The 23,023-nt window shown below is 45.0% G+C and carries 33 protein-coding genes and 1 pseudogene; 20 read left to right on the top strand and 14 right to left on the bottom strand.

Going from position 1 to position 23,023, the window contains the following annotated elements:
• Positions 1-24 precede the first annotated feature (24 nt).
• From QT984_RS08650 to QT984_RS08625, 6 genes are all read left to right on the top strand, one after another.
• The gene (locus QT984_RS08650; RefSeq protein WP_333052768.1) at positions 25-399 is read left to right on the top strand and encodes a DUF1257 domain-containing protein; all 375 of its coding nucleotides are present in this window, start codon (positions 25-27) and stop codon (positions 397-399) included.
• 102 nt (positions 400-501) lie between these two features.
• Entirely contained in the window at positions 502-1,188 is a 687-nt protein-coding gene (locus QT984_RS08645; protein WP_333052767.1) for a class I SAM-dependent methyltransferase, read from the top strand.
• 121 nt (positions 1,189-1,309) lie between these two features.
• Entirely contained in the window at positions 1,310-1,507 is a 198-nt protein-coding gene (locus QT984_RS08640; protein ID WP_333052766.1) for a hypothetical protein, read from the top strand.
• 10 nt (positions 1,508-1,517) lie between these two features.
• Positions 1,518-1,883 carry a hypothetical protein gene (locus QT984_RS08635; RefSeq protein WP_333052765.1) on the top strand — a complete coding sequence of 122 codons (366 nt, stop codon included), beginning with the start codon at positions 1,518-1,520 and terminating at the stop codon, positions 1,881-1,883.
• A 5-nt stretch (positions 1,884-1,888) separates the two neighbouring features.
• A complete protein-coding gene (locus QT984_RS08630; protein ID WP_333052764.1) occupies positions 1,889-2,206 on the top strand; it encodes an RNA-binding protein in 318 nt (105 codons plus the stop codon).
• A gap of 103 nt (positions 2,207-2,309) precedes the next feature.
• Positions 2,310-2,588, top strand: coding sequence for a type II toxin-antitoxin system ParD family antitoxin (locus QT984_RS08625; RefSeq protein WP_333052763.1), 279 nt, complete (start codon positions 2,310-2,312; stop codon positions 2,586-2,588).
• On the opposite strand, the gene QT984_RS08620 is transcribed toward QT984_RS08625, so the two are convergent.
• From QT984_RS08620 to QT984_RS08605, 3 genes are all read right to left on the bottom strand, one after another.
• The gene (locus QT984_RS08620) at positions 2,576-2,923 is read right to left on the bottom strand and encodes a type II toxin-antitoxin system PemK/MazF family toxin (protein ID WP_333052762.1); all 348 of its coding nucleotides are present in this window, start codon (positions 2,921-2,923) and stop codon (positions 2,576-2,578) included. The two genes, QT984_RS08625 and QT984_RS08620, sit on opposite strands and share 13 nt — an antisense overlap.
• Positions 2,923-3,129 carry a hypothetical protein gene (locus QT984_RS08615; RefSeq protein ID WP_333052761.1) on the bottom strand — a complete coding sequence of 69 codons (207 nt, stop codon included), beginning with the start codon at positions 3,127-3,129 and terminating at the stop codon, positions 2,923-2,925. Before QT984_RS08615 ends, QT984_RS08620 begins: the two co-directional genes overlap by 1 nt.
• A gap of 232 nt (positions 3,130-3,361) precedes the next feature.
• The gene (locus QT984_RS08605; RefSeq protein ID WP_333233836.1) at positions 3,362-3,880 is read right to left on the bottom strand and encodes a hypothetical protein; all 519 of its coding nucleotides are present in this window, start codon (positions 3,878-3,880) and stop codon (positions 3,362-3,364) included.
• Positions 3,881-4,124: 244 nt separating this feature from the next.
• Here QT984_RS08605 and QT984_RS08600 point away from each other — a divergent pair, with 244 nt between their 5' ends.
• The 3 genes from QT984_RS08600 (at position 4,125) to QT984_RS08590 (ending at position 5,571) form a co-directional block, all read left to right on the top strand.
• Positions 4,125-4,487: a hypothetical protein gene (locus tag QT984_RS08600; RefSeq protein ID WP_333052759.1), complete on the top strand. Its 363-nt coding sequence runs from the start codon at positions 4,125-4,127 to the stop codon at positions 4,485-4,487.
• A 404-nt stretch (positions 4,488-4,891) separates the two neighbouring features.
• Positions 4,892-5,227, top strand: a complete 336-nt coding sequence (locus QT984_RS08595) for a DUF433 domain-containing protein (protein WP_333262643.1) — start codon at positions 4,892-4,894, stop codon at positions 5,225-5,227.
• Positions 5,224-5,571 carry a DUF5615 family PIN-like protein gene (locus QT984_RS08590; protein ID WP_333052757.1) on the top strand — a complete coding sequence of 116 codons (348 nt, stop codon included), beginning with the start codon at positions 5,224-5,226 and terminating at the stop codon, positions 5,569-5,571. Before QT984_RS08595 ends, QT984_RS08590 begins: the two co-directional genes overlap by 4 nt.
• A 65-nt stretch (positions 5,572-5,636) precedes the next feature.
• Here the strand turns inward: QT984_RS08590 and ilvA are convergent, their stop codons facing one another.
• Positions 5,637-7,169, bottom strand: coding sequence for a threonine ammonia-lyase, biosynthetic (gene ilvA, locus QT984_RS08585; protein ID WP_333210570.1), 1,533 nt, complete (start codon positions 7,167-7,169; stop codon positions 5,637-5,639).
• Positions 7,170-7,295: 126 nt separating this feature from the next.
• On the opposite strand from ilvA, the gene QT984_RS08580 reads away from it, so the two are divergent.
• Genes QT984_RS08580 through QT984_RS08565 form a run of 4 tightly spaced genes read left to right on the top strand, consistent with a single transcriptional unit; the run spans position 7,296 to position 8,297 of the window.
• The gene (locus QT984_RS08580) at positions 7,296-7,418 is read left to right on the top strand and encodes a hypothetical protein (protein ID WP_333052756.1); all 123 of its coding nucleotides are present in this window, start codon (positions 7,296-7,298) and stop codon (positions 7,416-7,418) included.
• Between the two features lie 37 nt (positions 7,419-7,455).
• The gene (locus QT984_RS08575) at positions 7,456-7,734 is read left to right on the top strand and encodes a BrnT family toxin (RefSeq protein ID WP_333052755.1); all 279 of its coding nucleotides are present in this window, start codon (positions 7,456-7,458) and stop codon (positions 7,732-7,734) included.
• Positions 7,715-7,957: a hypothetical protein gene (locus tag QT984_RS08570; RefSeq protein ID WP_333052754.1), complete on the top strand. Its 243-nt coding sequence runs from the start codon at positions 7,715-7,717 to the stop codon at positions 7,955-7,957. The genes QT984_RS08575 and QT984_RS08570 overlap by 20 nt, the downstream gene beginning before the upstream one ends.
• The gene (locus QT984_RS08565; RefSeq protein ID WP_333052753.1) at positions 7,941-8,297 is read left to right on the top strand and encodes a GNAT family N-acetyltransferase; all 357 of its coding nucleotides are present in this window, start codon (positions 7,941-7,943) and stop codon (positions 8,295-8,297) included. Before QT984_RS08570 ends, QT984_RS08565 begins: the two co-directional genes overlap by 17 nt.
• A 91-nt stretch (positions 8,298-8,388) precedes the next feature.
• Here the strand turns inward: QT984_RS08565 and QT984_RS08560 are convergent, their stop codons facing one another.
• From QT984_RS08560 to QT984_RS08540, 5 genes are all read right to left on the bottom strand, one after another.
• Complete coding sequence (locus QT984_RS08560) at positions 8,389-8,958, bottom strand: hypothetical protein (RefSeq protein ID WP_333052751.1); 570 nt, start codon at positions 8,956-8,958, stop codon at positions 8,389-8,391.
• Between the two features lie 188 nt (positions 8,959-9,146).
• Positions 9,147-10,004: a bifunctional class I SAM-dependent methyltransferase/HIT family protein gene (locus QT984_RS08555; RefSeq protein WP_333052749.1), complete on the bottom strand. Its 858-nt coding sequence runs from the start codon at positions 10,002-10,004 to the stop codon at positions 9,147-9,149.
• Positions 10,005-10,112: 108 nt separating this feature from the next.
• On the bottom strand, positions 10,113-11,810 hold the full coding sequence (locus QT984_RS08550; RefSeq protein WP_333337718.1) for an Hsp70 family protein: 1,698 nt from the start codon (positions 11,808-11,810) through the stop codon (positions 10,113-10,115).
• Positions 11,811-11,920: 110 nt separating this feature from the next.
• The gene (locus QT984_RS08545; protein ID WP_333052744.1) at positions 11,921-12,703 is read right to left on the bottom strand and encodes an XRE family transcriptional regulator; all 783 of its coding nucleotides are present in this window, start codon (positions 12,701-12,703) and stop codon (positions 11,921-11,923) included.
• A gap of 11 nt (positions 12,704-12,714) precedes the next feature.
• A complete protein-coding gene (locus QT984_RS08540) occupies positions 12,715-12,927 on the bottom strand; it encodes a DUF2997 domain-containing protein (RefSeq protein ID WP_333129970.1) in 213 nt (70 codons plus the stop codon).
• A gap of 82 nt (positions 12,928-13,009) precedes the next feature.
• Between QT984_RS08540 and QT984_RS08535 the strand changes: the two genes are divergently transcribed.
• Positions 13,010-14,032 carry a beta-eliminating lyase-related protein gene (locus QT984_RS08535; RefSeq protein WP_333373797.1) on the top strand — a complete coding sequence of 341 codons (1,023 nt, stop codon included), beginning with the start codon at positions 13,010-13,012 and terminating at the stop codon, positions 14,030-14,032.
• 298 nt (positions 14,033-14,330) lie between these two features.
• Here QT984_RS08535 and QT984_RS08530 read toward each other — a convergent pair whose 3' ends face one another.
• On the bottom strand, positions 14,331-14,729 hold the full coding sequence (locus QT984_RS08530; protein ID WP_333052741.1) for a DUF4112 domain-containing protein: 399 nt from the start codon (positions 14,727-14,729) through the stop codon (positions 14,331-14,333).
• Between the two features lie 70 nt (positions 14,730-14,799).
• Positions 14,800-15,138: a winged helix-turn-helix transcriptional regulator gene (locus QT984_RS08525; protein WP_015177415.1), complete on the bottom strand. Its 339-nt coding sequence runs from the start codon at positions 15,136-15,138 to the stop codon at positions 14,800-14,802.
• 147 nt (positions 15,139-15,285) lie between these two features.
• On the opposite strand from QT984_RS08525, the gene QT984_RS08520 reads away from it, so the two are divergent.
• Both QT984_RS08520 and QT984_RS08515 read left to right on the top strand, forming a co-directional pair.
• Positions 15,286-15,522, top strand: a complete 237-nt coding sequence (locus QT984_RS08520) for a CDGSH iron-sulfur domain-containing protein (RefSeq protein WP_333052739.1) — start codon at positions 15,286-15,288, stop codon at positions 15,520-15,522.
• A 215-nt stretch (positions 15,523-15,737) separates the two neighbouring features.
• Positions 15,738-16,436 carry a pirin family protein gene (locus tag QT984_RS08515; protein WP_333052738.1) on the top strand — a complete coding sequence of 233 codons (699 nt, stop codon included), beginning with the start codon at positions 15,738-15,740 and terminating at the stop codon, positions 16,434-16,436.
• Positions 16,437-16,512: 76 nt separating this feature from the next.
• Here the strand turns inward: QT984_RS08515 and QT984_RS08510 are convergent, their stop codons facing one another.
• A complete protein-coding gene (locus QT984_RS08510) occupies positions 16,513-16,965 on the bottom strand; it encodes a DUF2442 domain-containing protein (RefSeq protein WP_333052737.1) in 453 nt (150 codons plus the stop codon).
• Complete coding sequence (locus tag QT984_RS08505) at positions 16,955-17,227, bottom strand: DUF4160 domain-containing protein (protein ID WP_333052736.1); 273 nt, start codon at positions 17,225-17,227, stop codon at positions 16,955-16,957. Before QT984_RS08505 ends, QT984_RS08510 begins: the two co-directional genes overlap by 11 nt.
• A 196-nt stretch (positions 17,228-17,423) precedes the next feature.
• Here QT984_RS08505 and QT984_RS08500 point away from each other — a divergent pair, with 196 nt between their 5' ends.
• Both QT984_RS08500 and QT984_RS08495 read left to right on the top strand, forming a co-directional pair.
• The gene (locus tag QT984_RS08500) at positions 17,424-19,067 is read left to right on the top strand and encodes a WD40 domain-containing protein (protein ID WP_333233835.1); all 1,644 of its coding nucleotides are present in this window, start codon (positions 17,424-17,426) and stop codon (positions 19,065-19,067) included.
• Positions 19,068-19,180: 113 nt separating this feature from the next.
• Positions 19,181-19,828 carry a Uma2 family endonuclease gene (locus tag QT984_RS08495; RefSeq protein WP_333210529.1) on the top strand — a complete coding sequence of 216 codons (648 nt, stop codon included), beginning with the start codon at positions 19,181-19,183 and terminating at the stop codon, positions 19,826-19,828.
• A 73-nt stretch (positions 19,829-19,901) separates the two neighbouring features.
• On the opposite strand, the gene QT984_RS08490 is transcribed toward QT984_RS08495, so the two are convergent.
• Positions 19,902-20,099, bottom strand: a complete 198-nt coding sequence (locus QT984_RS08490; RefSeq protein ID WP_332970604.1) for a helix-turn-helix transcriptional regulator — start codon at positions 20,097-20,099, stop codon at positions 19,902-19,904.
• A gap of 154 nt (positions 20,100-20,253) precedes the next feature.
• Here QT984_RS08490 and QT984_RS08485 point away from each other — a divergent pair, with 154 nt between their 5' ends.
• Together QT984_RS08485 and QT984_RS08480 are read left to right on the top strand one after the other, a co-directional pair.
• A complete protein-coding gene (locus QT984_RS08485; RefSeq protein ID WP_332970605.1) occupies positions 20,254-20,481 on the top strand; it encodes a hypothetical protein in 228 nt (75 codons plus the stop codon).
• An 807-nt stretch (positions 20,482-21,288) separates the two neighbouring features.
• Positions 21,289-22,344: pseudogene (locus QT984_RS08480) on the top strand (ABC transporter ATP-binding protein); the annotation flags it as partial.
• Between the last annotated feature and the right edge of the window lie 679 nt (positions 22,345-23,023).

Below are 23,023 nucleotides of genomic sequence, written 5' to 3'. Positions count from 1 at the left end.
TTCACACAAAAATCCGAAAGTGATATGTCACACTTCACAACTATCAAGGTTCAGATCAAGAACGGCGAACTGCTGCATCAAGTGTTGGAAGAGTTGGGTTATCAAGTAGAGTCCAATGTGCAGGTACGGGGTTATCGGGGTGACAAAACTAATGGCGAGTACGTGATTCGGCAATCTAATGGTTACGATTTGGGTTTTCGTCGCAGCGGAGAGGATTACGAATTGGTGGCGGATTTTTGGGGCGCTCGAATTAATCAGCAGGAATTTGTCAATTCAATCAGTCAAAAATACGCGCGGAAAAGTTTGATGGCGGCGGTGCAGTCAGAGGGTTTTCATGTTGAAGAAGAGGAAACTTTGGCAGATGGAACGCTGAGAGTTGTAGTGGGTAGATGGGTTTAATAATTGGGCTTGTTGAACTCGTTTTTATGGACTCAGGACTTACGCAGAATCGGGTTAAAATTAGATTTTTTCGTAAGTCCTAGTACCAATAGGAGAATCACTATGAAATTCGATCGCCCTGAACAACAAATTCAACAAAGTTGGGAGGCTAATGCTGACGCATGGATACAGGCGATCCAATACAACACAATCGAAAGTCGCCGCGCAGCAACCGACGAGGCTATTCTGCAAGCTGTGCTGCGCTATAAGCCTCGGCGAGTTTTGGATGTCGGATGCGGTGAAGGTTGGCTGACGCGCGCCCTAGCAAAGCGCGGTGTTGAGGTTGTCGGAGTTGATGGTTGCGCTGTTTTGGTCGATCGAGCTTGTGAGAAAGGAGGCGGTTGCTTTCGGGCGATCGGCTACGATGAGATTATTGCCGATCCAGCGATACTCGGTCAACCATACGATGGAATTGTCTGTAATTTCTCGCTACTGGGTGAGGAAATTGGAGATTTATTGCGATCGTTACGCAAAGCAATAGTCTCAGACGGACATCTGTTTATCCAGACAGTTCATCCATTCACAGCGTGTCAGGAACAGCCCTATGTTGATGGATGGAAAACCGAGACTTTCGACAACTTCGGCGGAGCTTTTCGAGAGCCGATGCCGTGGTATTTTCGCACAGTTAGTTCGTGGTTTCAACAAGTGTCGGAATCTGGCTGGAGGGTATGTGAATTCAAGGAGCCGACACATCCACAGACGCAGATTCCTCTTTCCATGCTGCTGATTTGTCAGTCACTCGGCGATTGAAATCTTGTCAAACGGACTCCGAGAACAGGGGTAATGAAGAGGGAATTTTGTATAATGCGATCGACGCGATCTAATTATACCAAACTGGTAAACTAATTTTAGGAAAAAAAGATAGTTACCCATGAACATTACAGAACTCAAGACTGCTGTAACGGAACTTTCACAAAATGAGCTCGCAGAGTTTCTCGAAGGGCTTGATGAGTTCCAAGAAGCACTTTGGGATAAGCAAATTGAAGAGGATATGAAAGCAGGCAAATTTGACGCCTTGATTCGACAAGCCGAACAAGCATTTAGTGAAGGAAAGTGTAAGGAAATTTAAAGCATTCTGCATGGAACCTAGTCAGTTACTACCCCCCCAAATCATTACGATTTACAAAGCACCTCAAAAAGGCAAAGGTCAGAAATTACTGAAAGAGGGATTTCAAACCGTCGATTTTCCCTACAATCCTCCTTATGTCGATGGAAATTGCTATTTTGCCGGCCCCCAAGATCGAAGTATTGCAGAAGAGTATAATCAAAGCTATAAAGAAGGGATACTGGAGGTTTCAATTGATAAGTCAAGTTATGAGCAGTATTTCAAGTCGCTGGAATATCGCTATGATGAGAAAGACGGTTACGAGCGAATTGAGGTAATTGTACCTCAACGCTTGTTTGCCATACTCAACCAATTTCCACGAGTCCTCAAACCACATTGAATATTATGGATAGTCAAAGCTGGGAACAAATTAAGTTAAAGTACAGATTGGGGCAATTTTTGCTTGGTAAAGTTGAATATCATGCTCCATTTGGAGTGTTTGTTAATATTGGTGAAGATGCTGTCAAAGGTTTGATTAAAATTCCAGACTTTTTGGATAACGGAGAGATGAGTGAAGAGATGTATCCTGAAATCGGTAGTGCGATCGGTGCAATTGTTGTCGGATATAATGATGCTAATTGTCGTGAAGTGTATCTGAATGCGAAGCCTAGTGTTTTGCATGAAATTCTCGTGCCACTGAGAAGTCGTCCGGTGATGGTGTGAAATAATTAGGTATGCTAAGATCGCAAAATCCCAATTTTCCCGATCGCTGGTTTCAAAGATCGATCGACGCGATATAATTGAAGCAAACGAGTAAATCAATACTATGAGCATTACTCTGACGAAAACCCAAGAACTATTCATCCAAACTAAACTGCAAACTGGTAAATATGGCTCTGCTGAAGAAGTGCTGGAAGTTGCCTTGCGATTGTTAGATGAATACGATCGCGCCGATCGCCAGTGGCTCGATGCTGTACGAGTTAAGATAGATGCTGCTGTTGCCATGTCCGAACATACTCCACCGATTGATGGCGAAACTTTTATTGCAGGGATTTGCGATCGTTTCCGGCAAGTACGCGAGAGTAAACAAGGCTATACTAATTGAAATGCTTGTATGATAGTTGCATTCAATTCCTGCATTTGCTGACTTCCTAACTCGCCCAATCGTCTCAGTATTAATCTCTGTTCAAGACTGACAATCCGAGTCACTCTAACTTTAGAAGATACTTTTAATCCCGTGCTGGGAAATTCGGGATCTGAAGCATTTAAAGCAAATTCATCTAAACTTAGGCTAGTGACATTTTGCGAAGAAATGAAGCAGATCGTAATTTCATCTATGGTTGAACTTGCCCACAGCACTAAAGCCGGACGTAACTTTTTCTGACTCAAATCTGTAAAGGGAAATTCAGCTAAAACAATATCTCCTTTTTTTAGCTTCACTAAATTGGCTCTCCATCTTCAAGGGTGTAAATATCAGGTTCGTCGTGCAGGAATTGAAATGCTCGTCCGCTTTGGGCTAACTGGGCTATTTCCGCAGTAGAAGGATAGGGGATGTTACTAAATAGTTTTGCTTTGATTAGCAATTGCTCTTCTTCTGAGAGTGTCTGGATGATTTGTACCAACGATTCAATGAGTTTTGTGTTCATAGCTGAAAAAATCTGGGGATATTTTATCTTACTTCAACAAGGCAACCTTCGATCGCGACCTAGAGATTTTGCAGCAATTCCTCAAAAGTTTCTCCCTCTGTTGCACAGCCAGGAATAGCAGGAACTTCTGCCCAGTATCCGCCTTATTCTGCTTCGTGAATAATAATTTTGATTTTCAATTGATTCTCCTAATTTCTTTTCAAAACTTACCTTTTCATTACTGTAGGAGACTTTACTCCTCCAAGTCCACCTGTTTAACCTGCTCTAAAGGTATATCTAGCGCTTCTGCAATTTGTTCGTCGCTCAAGCCAAACTGCCGTAATTTATCAATTGTTTCAATCTTAGTTTGATTTTTGGTTTTCTGCTGCGAGTCGGGATTTTTAGGCTGACTTTTATCGGGCGTAGGAGTAGAGGGTTCAGGGCAATTATTTATGCAGCCAATACCAATAAGATTTTTATTAATAGTGTTTTTATTGCCAAAACTTATATTCAGATTTATATGCCTTTCTAACACGGATTCAAGATTACTTTTTTTTACTTGTTCGCCAAACACTTCAGATAACATTTGTAAAAGTTCGTGACTAGCCTTTTTAACGTGCTGGGAGCTATAACCATAAGTTTCTGCAACGTCAGCATATTTTTGACGATTCAGTATTCCCGAAATAATTTTTCGCTGCAAGTTATTTAGACGTTTACCTGTGTTGGTATAGACAGCTTCATCGACAAATTGCAATATCTGAGGACTGTCCATAGGTGGGATGGTGGGATAATTTTAGTTACTATAGCAAACTTTTTCCAACTTTTTCCAACTTTTTTGCTTTGTATACCAGTTGTCGAGCGCCCTTCTAGGAATATCCAACTTTTCCCCACTTTTTTGGCTGTTCAGTTTGATTATTTCGATCTAGCATAGAAAAAAATAAACCTAAGCTTGAATTTGCAAAGCTCAAAAGCTTTGTGAGGTAATTTAAATCCAAAAAAGGTGATTGGTTATCATTATGGCAGCATCCAACAAAAGACAAGCGAGAGAACAAGCACGCTCGGCTATCAATAAATGGGCTTTGGGATTTGCAAGTGTGGCTTGGATTCCAGGTTCTCATTATCTAATGACTGGAGGCGATGTAACAATGGTTATTCAAGTCGGGTCAATTTTTGATGTTGATATGGATAAAACTCAAGCTGGGGCAGTGTTTGCTACAATTGCGGCTCCACTCATTGGCAGTAAACTTGCACACTCAGTCCTTGATTTTGTTCCAGTCTTCGGATGGGCAGCAAAATCAGTGGTAGCTGGTGGAGTTACAAAAGCTGTTGGTGAAGCACTCATTGCGTACTTTAATGATTGCTCAAATCTTTCCGAATAAAACACTACTGAACATCATACCGCCTGCATCGCTACCTTGAGTCGGCAGTATTTTTATGAGACTCCCTTAGAAGTTGCAATTACTACGTTAACCTGCTACCGTTAACATAGACGCATCGTAGGAAAACAACCGATCGCACTAACAGAATTACTCTCTATCATTAGACAACTTTCTGCGATCGAGAAACGAGAGTTAATCCGCATTCTAATGGCCCAAGAGGATATCAGTGATGAACAGGTGTGGAATGCTAAATTTGAAGCTACAACACACGCTCAGTGGGATAGTCTAGCTGAGATAGTACGTCAGGAAATCGCTGCTGGCGATATTACCCCTCTAACTGAAATTTTCCCTCAAAGTCATATCGACCTTCTGATACAATTAAGACAGCGAACGTTGAGGTTGCCATGACATTAGTAGTTGTAGCTGAACCTGCACCCCTGCAAACTAATGCTGACGGCGTAGTGCGAGTCGGTAACACTCGCGTGACTTTAGATACCGTGATTGCAGTGTTTAAGCAGGGAACAACCGCGGAGGAAATCGTTTATCGTTATCCGTCGTTGAGATTAGCTGACGTGTATGCCACCATCGCTTTTTACCTCAATCACCAGCAGGAAGTCGAAACGTATTTGCAGCAAAGACAGCAACAAGCACAAGAGATTCGCAAAATGAATGAGGCAAGGTTTGATCCGCAGGGATTGCGTGACAGATTGCTGGCCCGCAAGGCAGAGAAATCGGCATGAAATTCCTAGCTGATGAAAACTTTGACAATACAATTGTTAGAGGTTTGATGCGTCGCAAATCAGACATTGACATTGTTCGCGTCCAAGACGTTGGCTTATCCGGTGAAGATGACCCAACAGTGCTGGAATGGGCGGCGGAAGAAGATCGGATATTACTAACCCATGATGTTGCTACGATTACCCGCTATGCCTATGAACGTATGGCGGCAGGTAAGTCAATGCCAGGAGTTTTTGAAATTACCTTCGATGCACCCATTGGTCGAGTTATTGAGGATATTCTAATCCTTCTGGAGTGCAGTCTTGAGGGAGAATTGGCAGGACAAATTCAGTATCTTCCTTTATGATGAGTTGCAACCGTTTAATTTAGCTTTGCCGCACTAAAAGCCCGATCGCCCTTTCTCAAAAAACCCTACCTCAAAAACAACTTATAAGCCGGATTTTGACTCTCATCCCCATACTGATAGCCCAGCGTATCCAAAAAAGCCTGCCATTCCTGCATCTCATCGGGCGGCACCTGAATTCCCACCACAATTCGCCCGTAATCTGCGCCGTTATTTCGATAGTGAAAAACACTGATATTCCAGTTAGGACTCATCGAACCGACAAACTTCATCAACGCACCCGGACGTTCGGGAAATTCAAAGCGATAAAACAATTCATGATTGGCCAGCATCGAACGCCCGCCCACCATATGCCGCACGTGCAATTTCGTTAATTCATCATCAGTTAAATCCAAAGTCTTGAAGCCACAATCTTCAAAACTTGCGGCTATCTTCACCGCATCGGCACGGTTTTCAATTTGCACGCCGATAAAAATATGTGCTTCTTTTTCATCCGCAATTCGATAGCTAAATTCAGTTAAATTGCGTTTGCCCAGACATTCGCAAAACCTGCGGAGACTGCCAGCTTGTTCGGGAATTGTGACTGCAAAAATGGCTTCGCGGTGTTCGCCAAACTCGGCTCTTTCTGCTACAAAACGCAGGCGATCGAAATTCATGTTCGCGCCGCAAGCAACAGCAATTAATGTTTCTCCTGCGATTTGTTCGCGTTCGACGTAAGCTTTCGCACCTGCGATCGCCAAAGCGCCTGCAGGTTCTAAGATCGATCGCGTATCTTCAAAAACATCCTTAATCGCCGCGCAAACATCATCCGTATGCACCAAAATAATCTCATCCACATACTCCTGACACAACCGAAAAGTTTCCTCCCCCACTTCCCGCACAGCAACGCCGTCAGCAAATAAACCCACCTGCGACAAACGCACCCGTTTACCCGCTTTCAGCGATTGATTCATTGCATCGGAATCCACTGGTTCGACGCCAATAATCTTAATTTCCGGCCGCAACCGCTTGACATAAGCCCCAATTCCCGAAATCAATCCACCGCCCCCAATTGCCACAAAAATCGCGTGAATTGGTTTTTGATGTTGCCGCAGAATTTCCATGCCGATCGTACCCTGTCCAGCAATTACGTAGGGATCATCAAAAGGGTGAATAAAAGTCATACCTTTTTCGCCCTCTAATTGACGCGCAAAAGCGTAAGCATCATCGTAGGTATCCCCATGCAAGACTACCTCTCCACCACGGGCTATCACCGCATTTACCTTCACCTGCGGCGTCGTTACGGGCATGACTATGATCGCGCGAGTTCCTAGGTGGCGGGCGGCGAGGGCGACTCCTTGGGCGTGGTTGCCGGCGGAAGCTGCAATGACACCTTGTGCTAGCAAATCCGGCGACAGTTGCGCCATTTTGTTGTACGCACCTCGCAGTTTGAAGGAAAACACCGACTGCATATCCTCTCGCTTCAGCAAAAGTTTATTGTTGAGCCGTGCTGATAGATTGGGGGCTACTTCGAGGGGTGTTTCTTGAGCAACATCGTAGACGCGGGCGGTGAGGATTTGTACTAGGTAATCGCAAAGCATGGGGTTAGCAGGTTGGTTGATGCCGGATGGTGGGATAATTGTAGGGCACTTGTGTTAGTATTTTGCGGGGAATTGGCGATCGAATAGCTGCAAGCTTCACTAACGGGCGATTCCCTGCGGGATAGCTTCGCTTCACGGAAGTTATCAATGATAACTTTTCCGTTTGGGAAAATACTGAAAACGCGCGATCGAACTTATTTCGTCGAGTCAGCGGGGAAGTTGAGTCGCACTCAGGTGGAGTACGATTACAATAAAAGCAGCGTTAGATAGCAAAAGCGCGAAAATATATAAAACATACAATCAGGGTATGGAATTTGAATGGGACGAAATCAAAGCAGCTATCAATCTCAACAAACACGGTGTAAATTTTGAAGAAGCAAAGACAGTTTTCTACAATCCGCTTGCCGTAATTTTTGATGATGAAAAACATTCACAAAATGAGCGCCGTGAAATTATCATCGGTCACTCTCAAAACAATCAGTTGCTGCTAGTCAGCTATACTGAACGTGCAAATACAATCCGTATCATTAGTGCCCGTATAGCCACTAGAAAGGAGCGTGAAGACTATGAAGAAAACGCCTTTTAATGAATCTTCAAACTCGGAAGATGACCTTTTGTCAGAGTACCGCTTCGACTACAAAAAAGCCAAACCCAACCGTTTTGCAAATCGTAGTGGAAAGCAACAAATGACAGTCGTTGTTTTGGATGAGGATATTGCCCGGATTTTCTCAACACCAGAGGCAGTCAACAAGGTGCTTCGGGCACTGATTGAAGCGATGCCTCAAGCAAGTAGTGGGGATACAGTTTAAAGTCCTAAAATACGGTAATGTTTGGGAACTGCACCCGCTGGTAGTGAGAACAGAATTTCGGGGACAAGGAATTGGTCGATCGCTCGTAGCTGATTTAGCAACAGAAGCTAAAAACCGGGGAGGGATCGTGCTGTGGGTAGGTACAGACGACGAAGACAATCAAACAACTCTTTCAGGCATCGATCTTTATCCTAACGTTTGGGAACACATCGCCAAAATTAGAAATTTGCGCGGTCATCCCTACGAATTTTATCAAAAAATGGGTTTTGCGATCGTGGGAGTGATGCCCGACGCGAACGGAATTGGCAAGCCAGATATTTTCATGGCAAAGCGGTTGTAAAGTTTAATGTTGGTTCTAAATTTACTGACAGGTGGCTTGCCAATTCAACACTTAGCAAAATTAGTTGTTGAAAGTTTTCCAGAAAATCGGTCTAATCGGGACGTGCGAACCCCGTTCGAGGGTCGCTAATAAACAAACCCAGAACTAACGAATCCATCACCGTATCCCAGACAGGAGTCAAACGTTCAGCATCGTCAACCCAGTAATCAAAAGTAATCAAACACTGAACATTAGAACCCAACCCAATACAGATTCGCGAATAAGCTTCCCGCTGTTCTGGAGGGTCGATAAACTTAAATTCCGTCCAAACAACGCGGGCAGTTTGCCGCTTCAATTGGATAATTTCCCCAAAAGCGATCGGATTTCGCGTCTCATCTTCAACCACCTTCTGTAATAGCGGCACCAGCGGAAAATCTGCCCAGTTACCAGGTGGTAGCAAATTAAACGAAACCTCCAAACGACAATCATCATCCGGCGGCTTTTTATCCGTAAATCGGAACGACTTAGTATCCGGTTCAAAATGCCAATCTTCCGGCACATCAAAGCGGACTGCACCTCTTCCTGCTACAAAAATTCGAGTTCCAGGCTTTGACTTCCAATTGTGGTCTTCTTTGAGTTCTAGGGTTTCCTTGAGCCATTCTTGCTTTTTGCGCTTAGACATAAACAGAACACCAAATTACTGCTAATGTGTAGTTTTAGACCTTGCAAACACATTTTAACTCTATTTTGCTCGCCGTTTGCTCAAATATAACAATCATTACAAAAATTATGAATCCCTCTCTTCTCTATTCCTCTGTGTTCTCTGCGCCTCTGCGGTAAAAAAGAATTCCTTTCACAATTGGCTAACTTTTATTTTTCACTCTTCGGAATCACATACCTAATTCCCCCTTTATTCCCAGCCGCATCGCCCTTGTAACGCGGGATAACATGAATAGCAGCGTGACTGCGACTTTGACCAGCCTGTTTATTAATATTGATTCCCACATTAAAACCGTCTGGCTGAAACTCTTTACTTAACATCTCTTGTACCTTGTTAGCCATAAACCAGCAAGCCGATTGCTCTCGAAACGGCAGTTCAAAATAATTGGCGACATGACGTTTTGGGATGATTAAAACATGACCTTTGCTGGCTGGATAACCGTCAAACATCGCATAAGCTGTTGCTGATTCAGTTAGCAAAATTAGGTTTTTGTAAGGATTGCAAAATATGCAGTTATTAGTAGAATTTCTTTGGTGATTGTAATGCACGTATTTGTAAATTTCGCAATACTCATCTAGGTGAACTGGCTTAAATGGAAGTTTGACAATGCACTGATATGTAGGTTTTTTGTGAACATAATGTTCTCGAAAGCCTTCTTTTTTGATATCCCTTCTCACCGCAAAATACGCATTCCCTCCCGGTTTCAACAGGTGCGACACTTCCATCAGGACATTAGCTTGTTCTTCAGGAAACAAAACATTCAAAACATAAAAGCAAATGATTGTGTCGAATTTATCTTTGGGTAATTCCGGGAAATAATAAGGGTCATAACCCGCAATATCTAAGCCTTTTTGCTGCAACAATCTCACATCGCTGCCGAAGCCGCACCCAAAATCTAAGATTTTCCCTTGCAGCAAGTTTTTATCTAATAAAAATCTGGCTGGAAATGACAGATAAATTCTTTCGATTGCCGTCAGGTGGCTGAATTTATTTTGTTGCTTTTTCATGGCGGCATAAATTTGATTTTAATCGATATTTTTCAGTCCGCGCACCATCCGGACGAGAGTTTGTGTAGTACCGATTTCAAGATCCGAATGTTATCTAAAATTTTATCATTATTGCAGTTTGGCGATCGCCCCTTTTTCCACCAACACCTTACCAGTCACCAAATCCCGCACCGTCGCCAACAAAACCCGCCTCTCATCCACCTCAAAACTCACCGAAACCCTGTCAATTCCCAATACCCCAGGCGGATCCAAATGCGCCACACAAACCTGCTGGTGGTGGCTTTCCAGAGAGCGAAAATCCGTCTGTTTGTTGAGCCAACTGCTCGTCATTTGCCCTTTTTCGTTAAAAATAACCTCCGCTTGCGATACCTCCGCAACTTCGCCAATATCTAACCGAATTTCCCTTTGTCCTTCAATAGCCACTTGCAGCGTCAACTCTTCATAACTTTGACAGGGATACTTCATTTCCTTGCTAAATATCGGCGAATAAGCATAAGCTTTAGCATAAGGTTCCCAGAGGCGAATTGCATAGCTGTGGCGCAAATAATCGTCAACACTCGCTAATTGTGTCAAGGCTAAAGCACCGTGCGCCACAGCTTCAAAAGGCTTGTCTCTTTGGACTTTTTGCCGCCCAAAATACGAAACCACTAAATTAGATACAGCCGGGATTAAAGAAGTTCCTCCTACCAGCAAAACCTGTTCGATATCTGCTTTGCCGATACCTTTTCCCAGTGCAATACTCAGCACTTCATCTAAAGCTTCCCGCAACTGTTCTAACAACTGCCTAGATTCCAGAATTTCCTCAAGCTTGTCTCGGTTTAGCTGCAAGTCGTAAGACATAAAATTTTCATCGTCAAACCAGCTTTCCTTCGCCTCATTAACTTGAGAAACTTGAATTTTTAATTTTTCCGCTATTTCTAATAAATTTTGCCAGCCAACGGGGCCGACTTCTGCCCGCGACGAACCAATTTGCCGCAAATAATCTTCGACAATCCAGATGTCAATATCTTCGCCGCCGACATAAGCATCGGATTTTGCCAATACTTCGGCACGTACCCCCCCCAGCCCCCCCTTGGTAAGGGGGGGAGCAAGATTTGTCCCCGCGTTGCTAAGGGGGGAAGCGAGATTTGTCCCCGCGTTGCTAAGGGGGGAAGCGAGATTTCTCTCCCCCTTAGTAAGGGGGGGTAAGGGGGGGGTTAGAGCAGTGCGAACTAAACTTAAATCTAAAGTTCCGCCGCCAAAATCAACTACTAAAACTAGAGAACCGGGGCGTTGTACTGCATATCCCAGGGCGGCGGCTGTGGATTCATCTATTACCTGAACTTCCGCAACTCCCAAACTTTCTCCTAAGTCGCGAAACCAATCTAGATATCGCTCAAATGCTCCGACTGGTACTGTAAAGATTACTTTTTCTGCCTGTATATTTTGTAAATATAATTGTTTCCAAATACTTGTGATAAACTGTTCGGCTACTGATTCGGATGTGTAGGTTTCGCCGTCGATATTACGGGGTGGGGGCTGAAAGTCAGCGGCTAAATTGCGTTTAAAAGCTTTGAAAAAACGGTCTGGTTGGGATTGCCCCAAACGCTGCGATCGCACTTTTTCTCCCAGCACCAACTCTTCGGCATTTTTCACAAATACTAAAGTCGGCACTACAGAGATTTCTCGAACATCTCCGCCCGAATTATTCGTTTTAAAAATGCGGGACATCTCGCCCAATCTCAAAGTTTCTGGTGTTTGCGTATCCGGGTTAAGAATGCAGACAACCGTGTTGCTGGTACCGAAGTCAATGGCAACTGTAGTCATGGTGATTTTAGATTTTAGATTTTAGATTTTAGATTTTAGATTTTAGATTTTAGATTTTAGATTTTATTTTTCATTGGCAAGTGTAGTCATAGTGATTTTAGATTTTAGATTTAATTTTTCATTCCCGCTGGAAGGGTACGACTAACTTTAGCAGGAGTAAGAATTTGCTCTCCCTCCCGATAGCCGACAAACCGAATATAAACTAATTCTCCTTCGGTTATATCCTCAACATCCGGCTGGTGCAACTGCGGATTGTAAGCAGTTTGTTCCCAAGCAGAACCGATTGTTTGAAAATCCCAGCTTGATAACAGGTTTTCTAAGGGAGTAAACAAAGCTGAGAGATTTTTGGCTGGCATATCCGGCTTGGCTTCAGCCATTTTGCGGGCGGCGGGATAGTTGGTTAACAAAGTTTGCAACTGTTCAAAGGTAGCGCGGCGGAAATCGGCAGTTAGTTGAGCTTTTTGCTGCTGCAATTCTTCTCGCAGCCGGAAACACTGCTGCCTCAATTCTTCAATTTCGCTGGGATTATTTGTGATTGTAGCCGACATTGGCAGCGCGCTCAAAGTGCGATCGAACTCTTGAAAATTCAAATTCAGCACTGTTGCCAACCGTCTCAGTTGGTCTAGCGTGAGTTTTCCTACGTCTCCCTGCCGCACTAAGCGCACCCCAAAGCGACTTAAGCCTGCTTTTTCGCCTAAGTCTTGCCAATCGAGAATGTCTAGCTGATTCATGCGTTCCCGCAGAATTGTATCGTACTTAAACTCGATCGTATCTCCCGCCTCAGATGCAGCATAAACGTAGACTAAAATTAGAAAAATGCCCCCGATAGCTAGCGCGAAGCTGAAGGCAGGCACTGTTGTTACATCAACTGTGGCACCGAGGATCTCAAACATCTTTAACTCTTCTAAACTTGTTTTAAAGTCTGGGTTTGTTCAACGACCAAATTTTCTTCGCCTTCGTAGTATTCTGGCAGCAAGTCTTGAGATTCTACTTTTCCGAGGGCTTTTTCAATTCCGGCGGTGGTTTCGGTGCAACTCGAACCGGTGGCGTTGAGGACGGTTTCGGTAATTTTGCCGTCTTTGCCGATGCGGTATTCTATTTGGCGGTATTCTGCCATAATTCTGCCTCTTGGTTTAATGCTTGAGTGTTGACTGCTTAGTGTTGAGTTATATTATAGATTCTATTTACCAATTATTCTAATGAATTTTTGTAGCGACAATGCAACCGGGGTTTCGCCGGAGATTATGGCTGCGATTGCAGCGGCTAATTGCGGTGCTGTGATGTCTTACGGAGATGATGAATATACACAGCGTTTGCAAGTTAAATTTTCGGATTTGTTCGAGACATCGGTGACTGTTTTTCCTGTAGCAACCGGTTCTGCTGCTAATGCTCTAGCCCTGGCGGTTGTTACTCCTCCTTACGGCGCTGTTTACTGTCACGGGGCATCTCATATTAATGTAGATGAATGCGGCGCGCCGGAGTTTTTTACAGGCGGTGCCAAGTTAGTTACAGTAACAGGAAATCATGGTAAAATAGAGGCAGAGACTTTAGGAAAAATGCTCGATCGCGCTGGTGCAGGTGTCGTCCATCACGTACAGCCCGCAGCCGTCAGCATCACTCAAGCAACGGAGGCCGGCACAGTCTACCATCCAGCAGAAATTTCCCACATTTCGGAAGTAGTTCGCGATCGCAATTTGCACCTGCACATGGATGGATCTCGCTTTGCCAATGCTGTCGCCAGTCTTGGCTGTTCTCCTGCTGATGTCACTTGGCGCGCCGGTGTGGATATTCTCTCGTTTGGAGCGACAAAAAACGGCGCAATGGCTGCGGAAGCTGTGGTTTTTTTTAATCGAGAATTAGCAAAGACTTTCCCTTTTTACCGCAAGCGCAGCGGGCATCTTTTCTCGAAAATGCGGTTTTTGTCTGCACAGTTGGAAGCGTATATAACGGATGATTTGTGGCTGAAGAATGCGGCTCATGCAAATAATATGGCCGCCAAATTAGCCCAAGGTTTGGCGGGAGTTGAGGGAGCGAATTTTTGCCATCGGGTTGAAGCAAACGAGATTTTTATTCAACTTCCCGAATCGGTAATTACAGCGGTTTTAGCTGAGGGTTTTCTGTTTTATCGGTGGGATGAATGTACTGTTAGACTGGTAACGGCTTTTAATACTTTGGAAGCGGATGTTATTGCTTTCGTGGAAGCGGTTAAACGACATCAATGATTAAAATGTAGGGGCGGGTTTTACGAATAATATCGGCCAGCTATGAACAATCTAAGAAACCCGCCCCCACCTAACAAATAATCCACATCAACCTTGATTTATATTAAATGCAAAAATAGGCGCGGGGATTTCTCGTTGGGTGGGGGCGGGTTTGAGAGATTGTTTGTTATTTACAATTATTGTTGGTGAACCCGCCCCTACATTTTTAATGCGAAAAATAGGCGCGGCATTTCTCGTTGGGTGGGGGCGGGTTTGAGAGATTTTTGGTTATTTACAATTATTGTTTGTGAAACCCGCCCTACAATTTAATAGGTTCAGGAATAGGTTCTGCAACTGCGGCTAGTTCTGGTTCAGATTCTTCGAGGTGTGCTTCTAAAAGCGCCAGATTTCTCATGTTTGATTTATAAAAAGCATCGAAGATATCTCCGACTAAAGGTACGGAACCAACTACGGCTTCTAGACCGATATTGTAAACCATTTTCCCTAGAGTTTTTTGGGGAATATTGAATCGAGTTGCTAAATAAATTAGGTAGGCGGAAAACGCGGTATCTACGATATCCCCAGCACCCGGAACTAAACCGATAATGGGGTCTAAACCAATGCGAAATTTAGTGCCGGGGATGCCAATGGCGGTATCCATCAAGCGGCTGAGTTTGCGGATGCGGTTGAGGGTGGCGAGACGCTCTATGTTGTTCATATTATTATTCTTGAACTAGCTGGAAAATTTGAAATCTGTCGGAAGACGGAAAAAACCATCTAGAAACCGCTCATTTTCCATCTTCGCTAATATGCTGAATTCCCCATTCGTGCATGGCATTAATAATCGGTTTGAGACTTTCGCCCAAAGGCGTTAGCGAATATTCAACTTTTGGCGGCACTTGCAGGTAAATTTCCCGGTGCACGATCCCGTCTGATTCCATTTCCCGCAGTTGCTGCGTCAGCATCTTCTGAGTAATGCCGTTGACAGCTCGTTGCAGCTCGTTAAAGCGCTTCACTCCTGGAAACAACTCCCGCAGAATCAAGACTTTCCAGCGCCCGCCTATCACCTCTAGAGTGCGTTCTACAGGGCAATTTGCTCGATCGACTTTTACTTCTTGGACTTGCATAGTATCCTTTTGGTAACTACCCTACTTTTAAGTGCGTACTTCCCATAATAGCTTGACTCGGTTTAAAGTAGAAACATCGCAGAAATCAAACAAACTAAACCAATAAATATATTCCTGCATCTGGCATCAATCAAAAAGGAGAACACGATGAGCCAACCTGTGATTGCTGATAACAAACCCGCCGTTATGGAACTTGAACCCGGTACTTACTACTGGTGCACCTGCGGTCAAGCTAAGAATCAGCCTTTTTGTGACGGTTCCCATAAAGGTAGCGAATTTGTGCCGCTAGCTTTTGAAGTAACTGAGAAAAAAACTGTGGCGATGTGCAACTGCAAGTCTACCGCAAATTCTCCATTTTGCGACGGCGCTCATAGCAAACTTTAAAGGCAGCAATAATCAAGGAGAAACCAATCGTGCATCAACTGCTTTTGGTTTCATTTTACAACTAAATAGGACTTAGGCATCAATACCAAAGAAACCCGGTTTTTCACCGATATTAAAGCTGCGATGCACTACTATCCTAAAAGAAACCGGTTTCTACGTCCAGGGCTGCTAAACAAACACCACAATTTTCATGATTTTTAAATTAGGAGGAGAAGATGATTACCGTTAGAAAAAGTGAAGCAAGAGGACACGCTAATCATGGTTGGCTGGACAGTTACCACACATTTTCTTTTGCCGGCTATTACGATCCAAATTATATGAATTTTCGCTCTTTGCGGGTAATTAATGAGGATGTCGTTAGCCCCGGCAGAGGTTTCGGCACTCACGGACACAGCGACATGGAAATCATTACTTATGTATTAGAAGGAGCCTTAGAACACAAGGATAGTTTGGGTACTGGTGCAGTGATTAAACCCGGTGAAGTGCAGCGGATGAGTGCAGGTACGGGTATCCAGCACAGCGAGTTCAATAACTCGCAAACAGACCCGGTTCATTTGCTGCAAATCTGGCTGTTACCCGATACAAAAGGCTTGCAGCCGAGTTACGAGCAGCGCGAATTTCCCCTAGCAGAAAGGCACGGAAAACTGCGGTTAGTGGCGGCGCGAGATGCCAGAGATGGTGCTGTGAAAGTGCATCAAGATGTGGATTTGTATGCGGCTGTTTTGGATAAAGATTCGCGGGTTTCTCATGCTTTGCAGCCGAATCGCCATGCTTGGGTGCAAGTTGCTCGCGGCTCGGTTTTGCTGAACGGTTTGACTTTGGAAAATGGCGACGCTGCGGCGGTTAGTGGCGAGTCTGAGTTGGCGATTGAAGCGGCGGAAGATGCGGAATTTTTGCTGTTTGATTTAGCATAAAATTGAATGCGAAATCCCCGAATTATCCAAGAATTCGGGGATTTAATTCGCTGGTATCTGACAGCTCAAAAGGATTTCAAGAATTAACAGAAATATTCTTTTTAGGTCGTCCGCCTTTCTTGCCATTTTGCCGTGCTGCTGCTGATTTAGAGCTTGAAGTTGCCTGTCCTCCCTTTCTACCTAATTCAGCCATCCAAGATTTTGTCCCAAAAATACCTGCGATAAGTTCGGGAATACCAAAATCAACATCTAAGCTTTCCCAGTGGACGCTGCTACCGGAAGGAGGTAGCCAAACATCAGCAAGTTGTTCTGGTGAAGCACCTTCTAAGCCTTGTGCCAGCTTTGGCGGAAAAGAAAAAATAGCACCGTTTTTTAGTTTGATCGCAATTAAATCTTCCGACTGATTGTAATGCACGGATTCGGCGCGGGGTTCTGTCGCCTCGGCTTGTTTCCATGCTTCTTTGGCTTTGGCTATTTGCTCTCGGAGATTTTCCTCGGTTAATTCTTTGTCCCAGTTTTTAAATGCCATGTATTTCCTCCCATTTACTTAACAGCATTTCTTGATTGGTCGCTATAAGTTTAAGTGCATTCACGATGTCTTTATTCTTTATTAGATCGTGAGCATAAACTAAAGTAGGAGGTGCTTCCTCACTGCCAATATTAATCTTGAGTTCCATCTGGTTAGCGTCATTTTTTCTACCTTTAAAGACGTGGACATGAGCGGGGATATGGTCGTTAGTATATATGTAAACAAATAAATTGTTCTTGATGTCTTCTATAACTTTGGGCATAATTTTATCGTTAATTTTAAAAAATTTTATATATATTACATATAATAACCCAAGCGTTTGGTTTTGTCAAGTGCAGATGCCTTAGTATTGATATTTTGCACCTGCGGTTACAGTCCGCAAGGGACTTAAGTCCCTTGCTCAAAGCTGAAGTCCTCTCAAGAGGACTGAAGAAGTTTATGTTAAGTTGAAAAAAAAAATGAATTACAGCAGAACAATTCCGGCTATTTTGAGTGCTACGATCGCCCTGAGTTCGATCGCCCTCATCCCACTGACATCACCTCAAATCGCCCTCGCATTAACCGCCGACAAAGTTAAAACCGTTGCCCAACAAATTACTGTTCGCATCCAGGGGCCAAAAGGCGGTTCAGGAGTAATTTTAGAGAAGCAGGGCAGCACATACTATATTCTCACAAACTGGCACGTTGTCGATAAAGCTGGCGATTACGAGGTCGTAACTCCCGACGGCAAAGCTCACTCTGTATCATACAGCCTCGTGCGGCGAATGCCCGGTGCGGATTTGGCGATCGTCCCCTTCAGCAGCACTCAAAGCTACCCCCTGGCTCAATTAGCTAATTCCGCAGCAACTAAGGGAAACAAGGCTTATGTGGCGGGCTGGCCGATATCCGGCGGTTCTCTGAGACAGCCGATTTTCCTCGCCACGGAAGGCCAGCTTACCGGCCGCCAAACTCCCTGGAACGGCTATACTTTGGTCTACAACAACTTAGTGAGAGCGGGCATGAGTGGGGGGCCGGTGCTCGATGACGCGGGGCGAGTTGTCGCAATTAACGGCATTGTTAGGTTAGAGGAAAACTCCGATAAAATCGTGGCGGCGGGGATAGAAATTAATACTTTCATGAAATGGCGATCGACTATTTCCCTGCCAGTAGTTCCCCAATCTCCTACTGCCGGAAACCCGAAAACTCCGGCGAATAATGCGCCCCGCACGCCCGCAAGTGCGATCGCCTTTGCTGCCACAAATACCCTCAAAGGGCCTTCGGAAGTTGTCAGTTCCCTTGCCCTAGCTTCAGCTTATTTTACTACAGGAAATAGCAACGGCACAATCTCTGTTTGGAATTTTCCCAGCGGGCAATTAAAAACTACCCTGCAAGGACACACGGAAGCCGTAAACGCACTGGCTGCGAGTGCGGATGGCAAGGTGTTAGCTAGCGGCAGTGACGACAAAACTGTGAAAATTTGGAATTTAGAAACGGGCGCGGTTGTACGCACTTTAAGCGGACATTCCAATGCTGTTTCGAGCGTTGCCGTTAGTCCTGATGGTCAATTTGTAGCCAGCGGTAGTTGGGACAAAACGATTAAGATTTGGAATGGGAAAACGGGGGAGTTGCTGCGGACTTTGAGTGGGCATTCTGGGTTGGTGAATGCTGTTGCAATCAGTCCTGACAACAAAACTTTAGCTAGTGGCGGTAAAGACGGTTCAATTAGGTTGTGGAATTTAGTTACAGGTCAAGCAATTCGCACGATTAGCGGCAAAAACTTGGCTGTTTTGTCGCTAGCTTTTACTCCCGACGGCAAAAGTTTAGCTGCGGGAAACAGCAATGGCACTGTTGGGTTGTGGAATGCGGTCAACGGGCTGTTAATTCGGCGTTTGAGCGGGCATACTGACGGGGTTTGGTCGGTGGCTTTTAGTCGGGATGGCACTACGCTGGTTACTGGGAGTTGGGATAAGAGTGTGAGACTTTGGGATGTGCGATCGGGGGATTTGAGAGGTAATTTGAGCGGGCATTCTGGCTATGTTAGTGCTGTGGCTATTAGCAGCGATGGGAAGACTATTGTTAGTGCGGGTTGGTTGGGGGAAATTAAGATTTGGAAAAGGAGTTGAGATTTTTTTTATTTAACCGCAGAGGGCGCAGAGGGCGCAGAGAAAGAGTAGAGAGAACAGGGTTTGCATTTGATTGAGTGGTGTTATACGATCGAGATATTTGGGATAAAAAAATGAGTGGACTAAAGACTAAATTGCCAACTGATATCTGGGTGGTAGCGACATGGGAAGAATTCATCGCGATGGCAGATGACCCAGCTTACAGTAAAGCCAAATGCTATTACCGCAACGGACAAATGAGGATTGAAACTATGTCTGTAGGGCCTGATCATTCACGAGATAATGCGATCGCACTTTTCGCAATTAACCTATTTTGTACTATCAAAGGTATTTCTCTTAACGGATTGGATAACTGTAGCTACCGGAAAACAGGAGTGCGAGAGTGTCAACCGGATGTATCATACTATATTGGAGAAAGAGCGCAATTAGCACCGAGGGGAAGTTCGATCGCAAGTCTTGACGTTACCCCACCGCCAGATTTGGTCATAGAAGTTGCTGACTCAACTTTGGCTGATGATATTGGTGAAAAACGGTTGCTTTACGAAGAGTTAAAAGTTGCTGAATATTGGGTAGTAGACGTGCAGAAATCTCAAATTATTGCCTTTGCTATTATTGCTGATAATGGCAGTCGGCGGCTTGTGCGATCGGAAGTTTTGCCGGGATTAACTATTGCTGTGTTGGAAGAGGCTTTGCGGCGGAGTCGCACTGAAGATCAAGCACAGGTAGGGGCTTGGTTGTTGGCTCAATTTCAGCAGCAGTAATCCAAATAGAAAGCGATCGCCCTCTCTGCAAAAAAGCGCGATTGTCCAACCTACTCGATCTTAACTCCCCAAGCTACACTACTAAATCTTCGATCGAGAATTTCAATAAGTCGCACAGGGCTTTCATCTGTGCTGGGTATAGCTTGGGGACGTGTCTGTCGGTTTCCCAGTTGATTACTGTGGATTCCACCACATTACACGCTCTTGCCACTTGTATTCGAGTCAAACCTAGACTTTCACGTCTTTCTCTTAGCTTTTGCCCCAGCGTCATTATCTATCCCGTACTTAGTTCAGTTGATTCTATTTATTCAGTTGACTATATGTAGTTGGTGTCCTAACCTAGAGATAGACACAAAGTCTAACAAAAGTCAAAAGCCAGTCCCCGCCCTAGACAAGCATTGAACTGGCTTTGGCTCCAACACTGAATGGAGACAAACTTAATTATGCCCTACAAACAGCGCCTTAACAGGTGGTTGGTTGTTCGCCTGCTTCCCAATATGCAGCGAATCACTGTGGCCCACTTTTTCAGGCATTCCGATGCTGACGGCTATCTGCGGATCGTCCGGCAGTTAATCCCCAAGGCTCAATTTGTGATTGTTTTTAATGCCGATATCAACCTAGAAACAGCGCCTAACAACATCGAAGGCAGCTAGTTGAGGGTTTGGTTAGGCACAGAACCTACTGGTAGGGTGCGTCGGTTGGTAGGGATTCGATGTACATCGGCTAATCATTTCCCCGCGCCGCACCCTACTACCTAGCATTTTGCTTCAACTAGACAGCAGGAGTCCCGCGCTCTACCGCAGGGCGTGAGCGTCGGAAGGAATGCGCGTGAGTGAAGAGATCCACCCCTGACCAAAACCGACAATCTTTAGATGTTGGAAGGGAAGGGGTGGTCGAAGAACGAACAGATTCCTGATCCTGCCCCGTCGCCAACAAAACCCGCCTATTGGAGCGAGGTAGTCACTCGGTCGGGTATGATAGTGCGCGGTTTTACTGCCTACCAGCTCGATAAAATGCACTACGGCGATTCCCTACGGGATAGGTACGGTAGGACATGGTGGAAAGAAGTGATCGATAAGGGTAACGAGAATTTACGGCCACTAGGTTCCCGTGCAAACACAGTGTGGTGTCGGTAAGGACAAAACTTGAAAATGAATTATTTTACTCAACCCGTTAGCGCTGCTAGAGGTAACGGGTTTTTTGCTTAAATCCAAAATCCAAAATCTAAAATAGCAATTAACATAAAACCCAGTTTTGTTCTGAGGCACGCTTGCTTAATCGCAAATACCGCTAACGGGTCGGTAGAAGATTGATAGAAGAGCTCGCTTGTAAGTGACTACTGGATAAGGGACACTGGGACAGGTGAACAGGCAAAAACAAGGCCCAAAAAGCCTCTAAAATGGCTGTTTTGCTAGAGTGTTGATAGAAATCAGGTACTTAGAGGCTGAAAGTATTGGAAAATGATTGAAGTAGATGAGTTAAGCAAAACTTACGGTTCGACCGCAGCGATCGCGGACGTGTCCTTCTCGGTCGAATCAGGAGAAATTCTCGGTTTTTTGGGGCCAAACGGCGCTGGTAAAACCACAACCATGCGGATTTTGTCGGGATATTTGCCGGCATCCAGCGGTACGGCCCGCATCGCCGGCATGGATGTTCACGAAAACTCGATGGCAGTCAGACAGCGCATCGGTTATCTGCCGGAAAACCCGCCACTGTATCCAGAAATGACTGTGGAAGGGTTTCTGTTTTTTGTCGCCCGGATTAAGCAAGTACCTGCGGGCGATCGCGCGCGACGAGTTACCTCCGCGATCGAACGCTGCGGCCTGGTTGATAAACGCAAAGTTTTAATCCGCAAACTTTCTAAAGGATTTCGCCAGCGCGTCGGTATCGCGCAGGCGATCGTCCACGATCCACCGGTCATTATCTTAGACGAACCAACCGTCGGCCTCGACCCCCGACAAATCATCGAAGTCCGCAATTTAATCAAAAGTCTTGGCGGCCAGCACACAATCATCCTTTCCACGCACATTCTGCCGGAAGTCAGCATGACTTGCAACCGCGTCACCATCATCAATCGCGGTAAAATCGTCGCTGCGGGTAGTCCCGAAAATTTGATGGGAGAGTTGGCTGTCGGAGAGGGTTACGAACTCGAAGTGGAAGGGGAGGCGGATTTGGTAAACAGTCTGCTGTTGCCTTCTTTGGAAAATGTGCCGGGAGTTCGATCGGTGGAATTGATTCCAAGCCAGCAATATTTAGTGAATCGCTACCGCCTGCGGGCATTGTGCGAATCGGAAAGAGAACCCGGACGAGAAATTGCTACAGCTATCGTCGCCTCTGGATTTGGACTGTGCGAAATGCGTCGCTCTCGCGCTACTCTCGAAGATGTCTTTTTAAGGCTGACAGCGGCTGAAAAGAAACCAGAAGAAAATCTGGTTCACAGCGAACCGGAGGTCGATCAAAATCTGCAACAAGCAGCAGAAATTCAAAACTCGATCGCCGATTCTCATCAATCTGAATCGCAACCGACGATCATCCCGGACAATCTGCCCGTTTCAAATAAACCAGAGTCTCTCTATGATTCTCATTCAGCATCGGAACCAGTTGCAGAAGCTGAAGAGTTACTTTCTGATTCTCATTCCGCATCGGAACCGGTTGCAGAAACCGTAGAGCCGATAGAACTTTCTCCACCAGAATTAGAATCAGTTGCAGAAACCGTAGAGCCGATAGAACTTTCTCCACCAGAATTAGAATCAGTTGCAGAAACCGTAGAGCTGATAGAACTTTCTCCACCAGAATTAGAATCAGTTGCAGAAACCGCAGAGTTGATTGAACATCCTCAACCAGAATCTGAACCAGTTGCAGAAACCGTAGATTTGAGTGAAGCGAAGCATCACCGTTTGGGTGTCACAGAAACCCGAGGATCTTACTCGCTACAGATATCTAAACAAGCAAGCAGGATGCTCACTTTTGTAAAAAATGTTTTTTATAAAAGTGAGAAACTCCCGATAGAACCTTCTCCACCAGCACCAGTTGTCGAAAATCTAGAAGTTTCAGAAACCGTAGAGTCGATCGAGCATCATGAACCAGAACCGATAGTCGAAAATCTGCCCGTTGTTTCAGAAACAGTAGAGTCGATCGAGCATCATGAACCAGAATCCGAACCAGTTGTCGAAACCGTAGAGTTGATCGAGCATC

The sequence above is a fragment of the Microcoleus sp. Z1_B2 genome (assembly GCF_036700325.1).
Lineage (GTDB): Bacteria > Cyanobacteriota > Cyanobacteriia > Cyanobacteriales > Microcoleaceae > Microcoleus.
Note: the sequence above shows the minus strand (reverse complement) of the source record. Positions and strands in the feature narration are given on the sequence as shown.

What these genes read in the sequence shown, in the direction of transcription:
- QT984_RS08650 (WP_333052768.1), top strand. Translation starts at nt 25, where the DNA reads ATGTCACACTTCACAACTATCAAGGTTCAGATCAAGAACGGCGAACTG.
- QT984_RS08645 (WP_333052767.1), top strand. Translation starts at nt 502, where the DNA reads ATGAAATTCGATCGCCCTGAACAACAAATTCAACAAAGTTGGGAGGCT.
- QT984_RS08640 (WP_333052766.1), top strand. Translation starts at nt 1,310, where the DNA reads ATGAACATTACAGAACTCAAGACTGCTGTAACGGAACTTTCACAAAAT.
- QT984_RS08635 (WP_333052765.1), top strand. Translation starts at nt 1,518, where the DNA reads ATGGAACCTAGTCAGTTACTACCCCCCCAAATCATTACGATTTACAAA.
- QT984_RS08630 (WP_333052764.1), top strand. Translation starts at nt 1,889, where the DNA reads ATGGATAGTCAAAGCTGGGAACAAATTAAGTTAAAGTACAGATTGGGG.
- QT984_RS08625 (WP_333052763.1), top strand. Translation starts at nt 2,310, where the DNA reads ATGAGCATTACTCTGACGAAAACCCAAGAACTATTCATCCAAACTAAA.
- QT984_RS08615 (WP_333052761.1), bottom strand. Translation starts at nt 3,129, where the DNA reads ATGAACACAAAACTCATTGAATCGTTGGTACAAATCATCCAGACACTC.
- QT984_RS08605 (WP_333233836.1), bottom strand. Translation starts at nt 3,880, where the DNA reads ATGGACAGTCCTCAGATATTGCAATTTGTCGATGAAGCTGTCTATACC.
- QT984_RS08600 (WP_333052759.1), top strand. Translation starts at nt 4,125, where the DNA reads ATGGCAGCATCCAACAAAAGACAAGCGAGAGAACAAGCACGCTCGGCT.
- QT984_RS08595 (WP_333262643.1), top strand. Translation starts at nt 4,892, where the DNA reads ATGACATTAGTAGTTGTAGCTGAACCTGCACCCCTGCAAACTAATGCT.
- QT984_RS08590 (WP_333052757.1), top strand. Translation starts at nt 5,224, where the DNA reads ATGAAATTCCTAGCTGATGAAAACTTTGACAATACAATTGTTAGAGGT.
- QT984_RS08580 (WP_333052756.1), top strand. Translation starts at nt 7,296, where the DNA reads ATGATAACTTTTCCGTTTGGGAAAATACTGAAAACGCGCGATCGAACT.
- QT984_RS08575 (WP_333052755.1), top strand. Translation starts at nt 7,456, where the DNA reads ATGGAATTTGAATGGGACGAAATCAAAGCAGCTATCAATCTCAACAAA.
- QT984_RS08570 (WP_333052754.1), top strand. Translation starts at nt 7,715, where the DNA reads ATGAAGAAAACGCCTTTTAATGAATCTTCAAACTCGGAAGATGACCTT.
- QT984_RS08560 (WP_333052751.1), bottom strand. Translation starts at nt 8,958, where the DNA reads ATGTCTAAGCGCAAAAAGCAAGAATGGCTCAAGGAAACCCTAGAACTC.
- QT984_RS08555 (WP_333052749.1), bottom strand. Translation starts at nt 10,004, where the DNA reads ATGAAAAAGCAACAAAATAAATTCAGCCACCTGACGGCAATCGAAAGA.
- QT984_RS08550 (WP_333337718.1), bottom strand. Translation starts at nt 11,810, where the DNA reads ATGACTACAGTTGCCATTGACTTCGGTACCAGCAACACGGTTGTCTGC.
- QT984_RS08545 (WP_333052744.1), bottom strand. Translation starts at nt 12,703, where the DNA reads ATGTTTGAGATCCTCGGTGCCACAGTTGATGTAACAACAGTGCCTGCC.
- QT984_RS08540 (WP_333129970.1), bottom strand. Translation starts at nt 12,927, where the DNA reads ATGGCAGAATACCGCCAAATAGAATACCGCATCGGCAAAGACGGCAAA.
- QT984_RS08535 (WP_333373797.1), top strand. Translation starts at nt 13,010, where the DNA reads ATGAATTTTTGTAGCGACAATGCAACCGGGGTTTCGCCGGAGATTATG.
- QT984_RS08530 (WP_333052741.1), bottom strand. Translation starts at nt 14,729, where the DNA reads ATGAACAACATAGAGCGTCTCGCCACCCTCAACCGCATCCGCAAACTC.
- QT984_RS08525 (WP_015177415.1), bottom strand. Translation starts at nt 15,138, where the DNA reads ATGCAAGTCCAAGAAGTAAAAGTCGATCGAGCAAATTGCCCTGTAGAA.
- QT984_RS08520 (WP_333052739.1), top strand. Translation starts at nt 15,286, where the DNA reads ATGAGCCAACCTGTGATTGCTGATAACAAACCCGCCGTTATGGAACTT.
- QT984_RS08515 (WP_333052738.1), top strand. Translation starts at nt 15,738, where the DNA reads ATGATTACCGTTAGAAAAAGTGAAGCAAGAGGACACGCTAATCATGGT.
- QT984_RS08510 (WP_333052737.1), bottom strand. Translation starts at nt 16,965, where the DNA reads ATGGCATTTAAAAACTGGGACAAAGAATTAACCGAGGAAAATCTCCGA.
- QT984_RS08505 (WP_333052736.1), bottom strand. Translation starts at nt 17,227, where the DNA reads ATGCCCAAAGTTATAGAAGACATCAAGAACAATTTATTTGTTTACATA.
- QT984_RS08500 (WP_333233835.1), top strand. Translation starts at nt 17,424, where the DNA reads ATGAATTACAGCAGAACAATTCCGGCTATTTTGAGTGCTACGATCGCC.
- QT984_RS08495 (WP_333210529.1), top strand. Translation starts at nt 19,181, where the DNA reads ATGAGTGGACTAAAGACTAAATTGCCAACTGATATCTGGGTGGTAGCG.
- QT984_RS08490 (WP_332970604.1), bottom strand. Translation starts at nt 20,099, where the DNA reads ATGACGCTGGGGCAAAAGCTAAGAGAAAGACGTGAAAGTCTAGGTTTG.
- QT984_RS08485 (WP_332970605.1), top strand. Translation starts at nt 20,254, where the DNA reads ATGGAGACAAACTTAATTATGCCCTACAAACAGCGCCTTAACAGGTGG.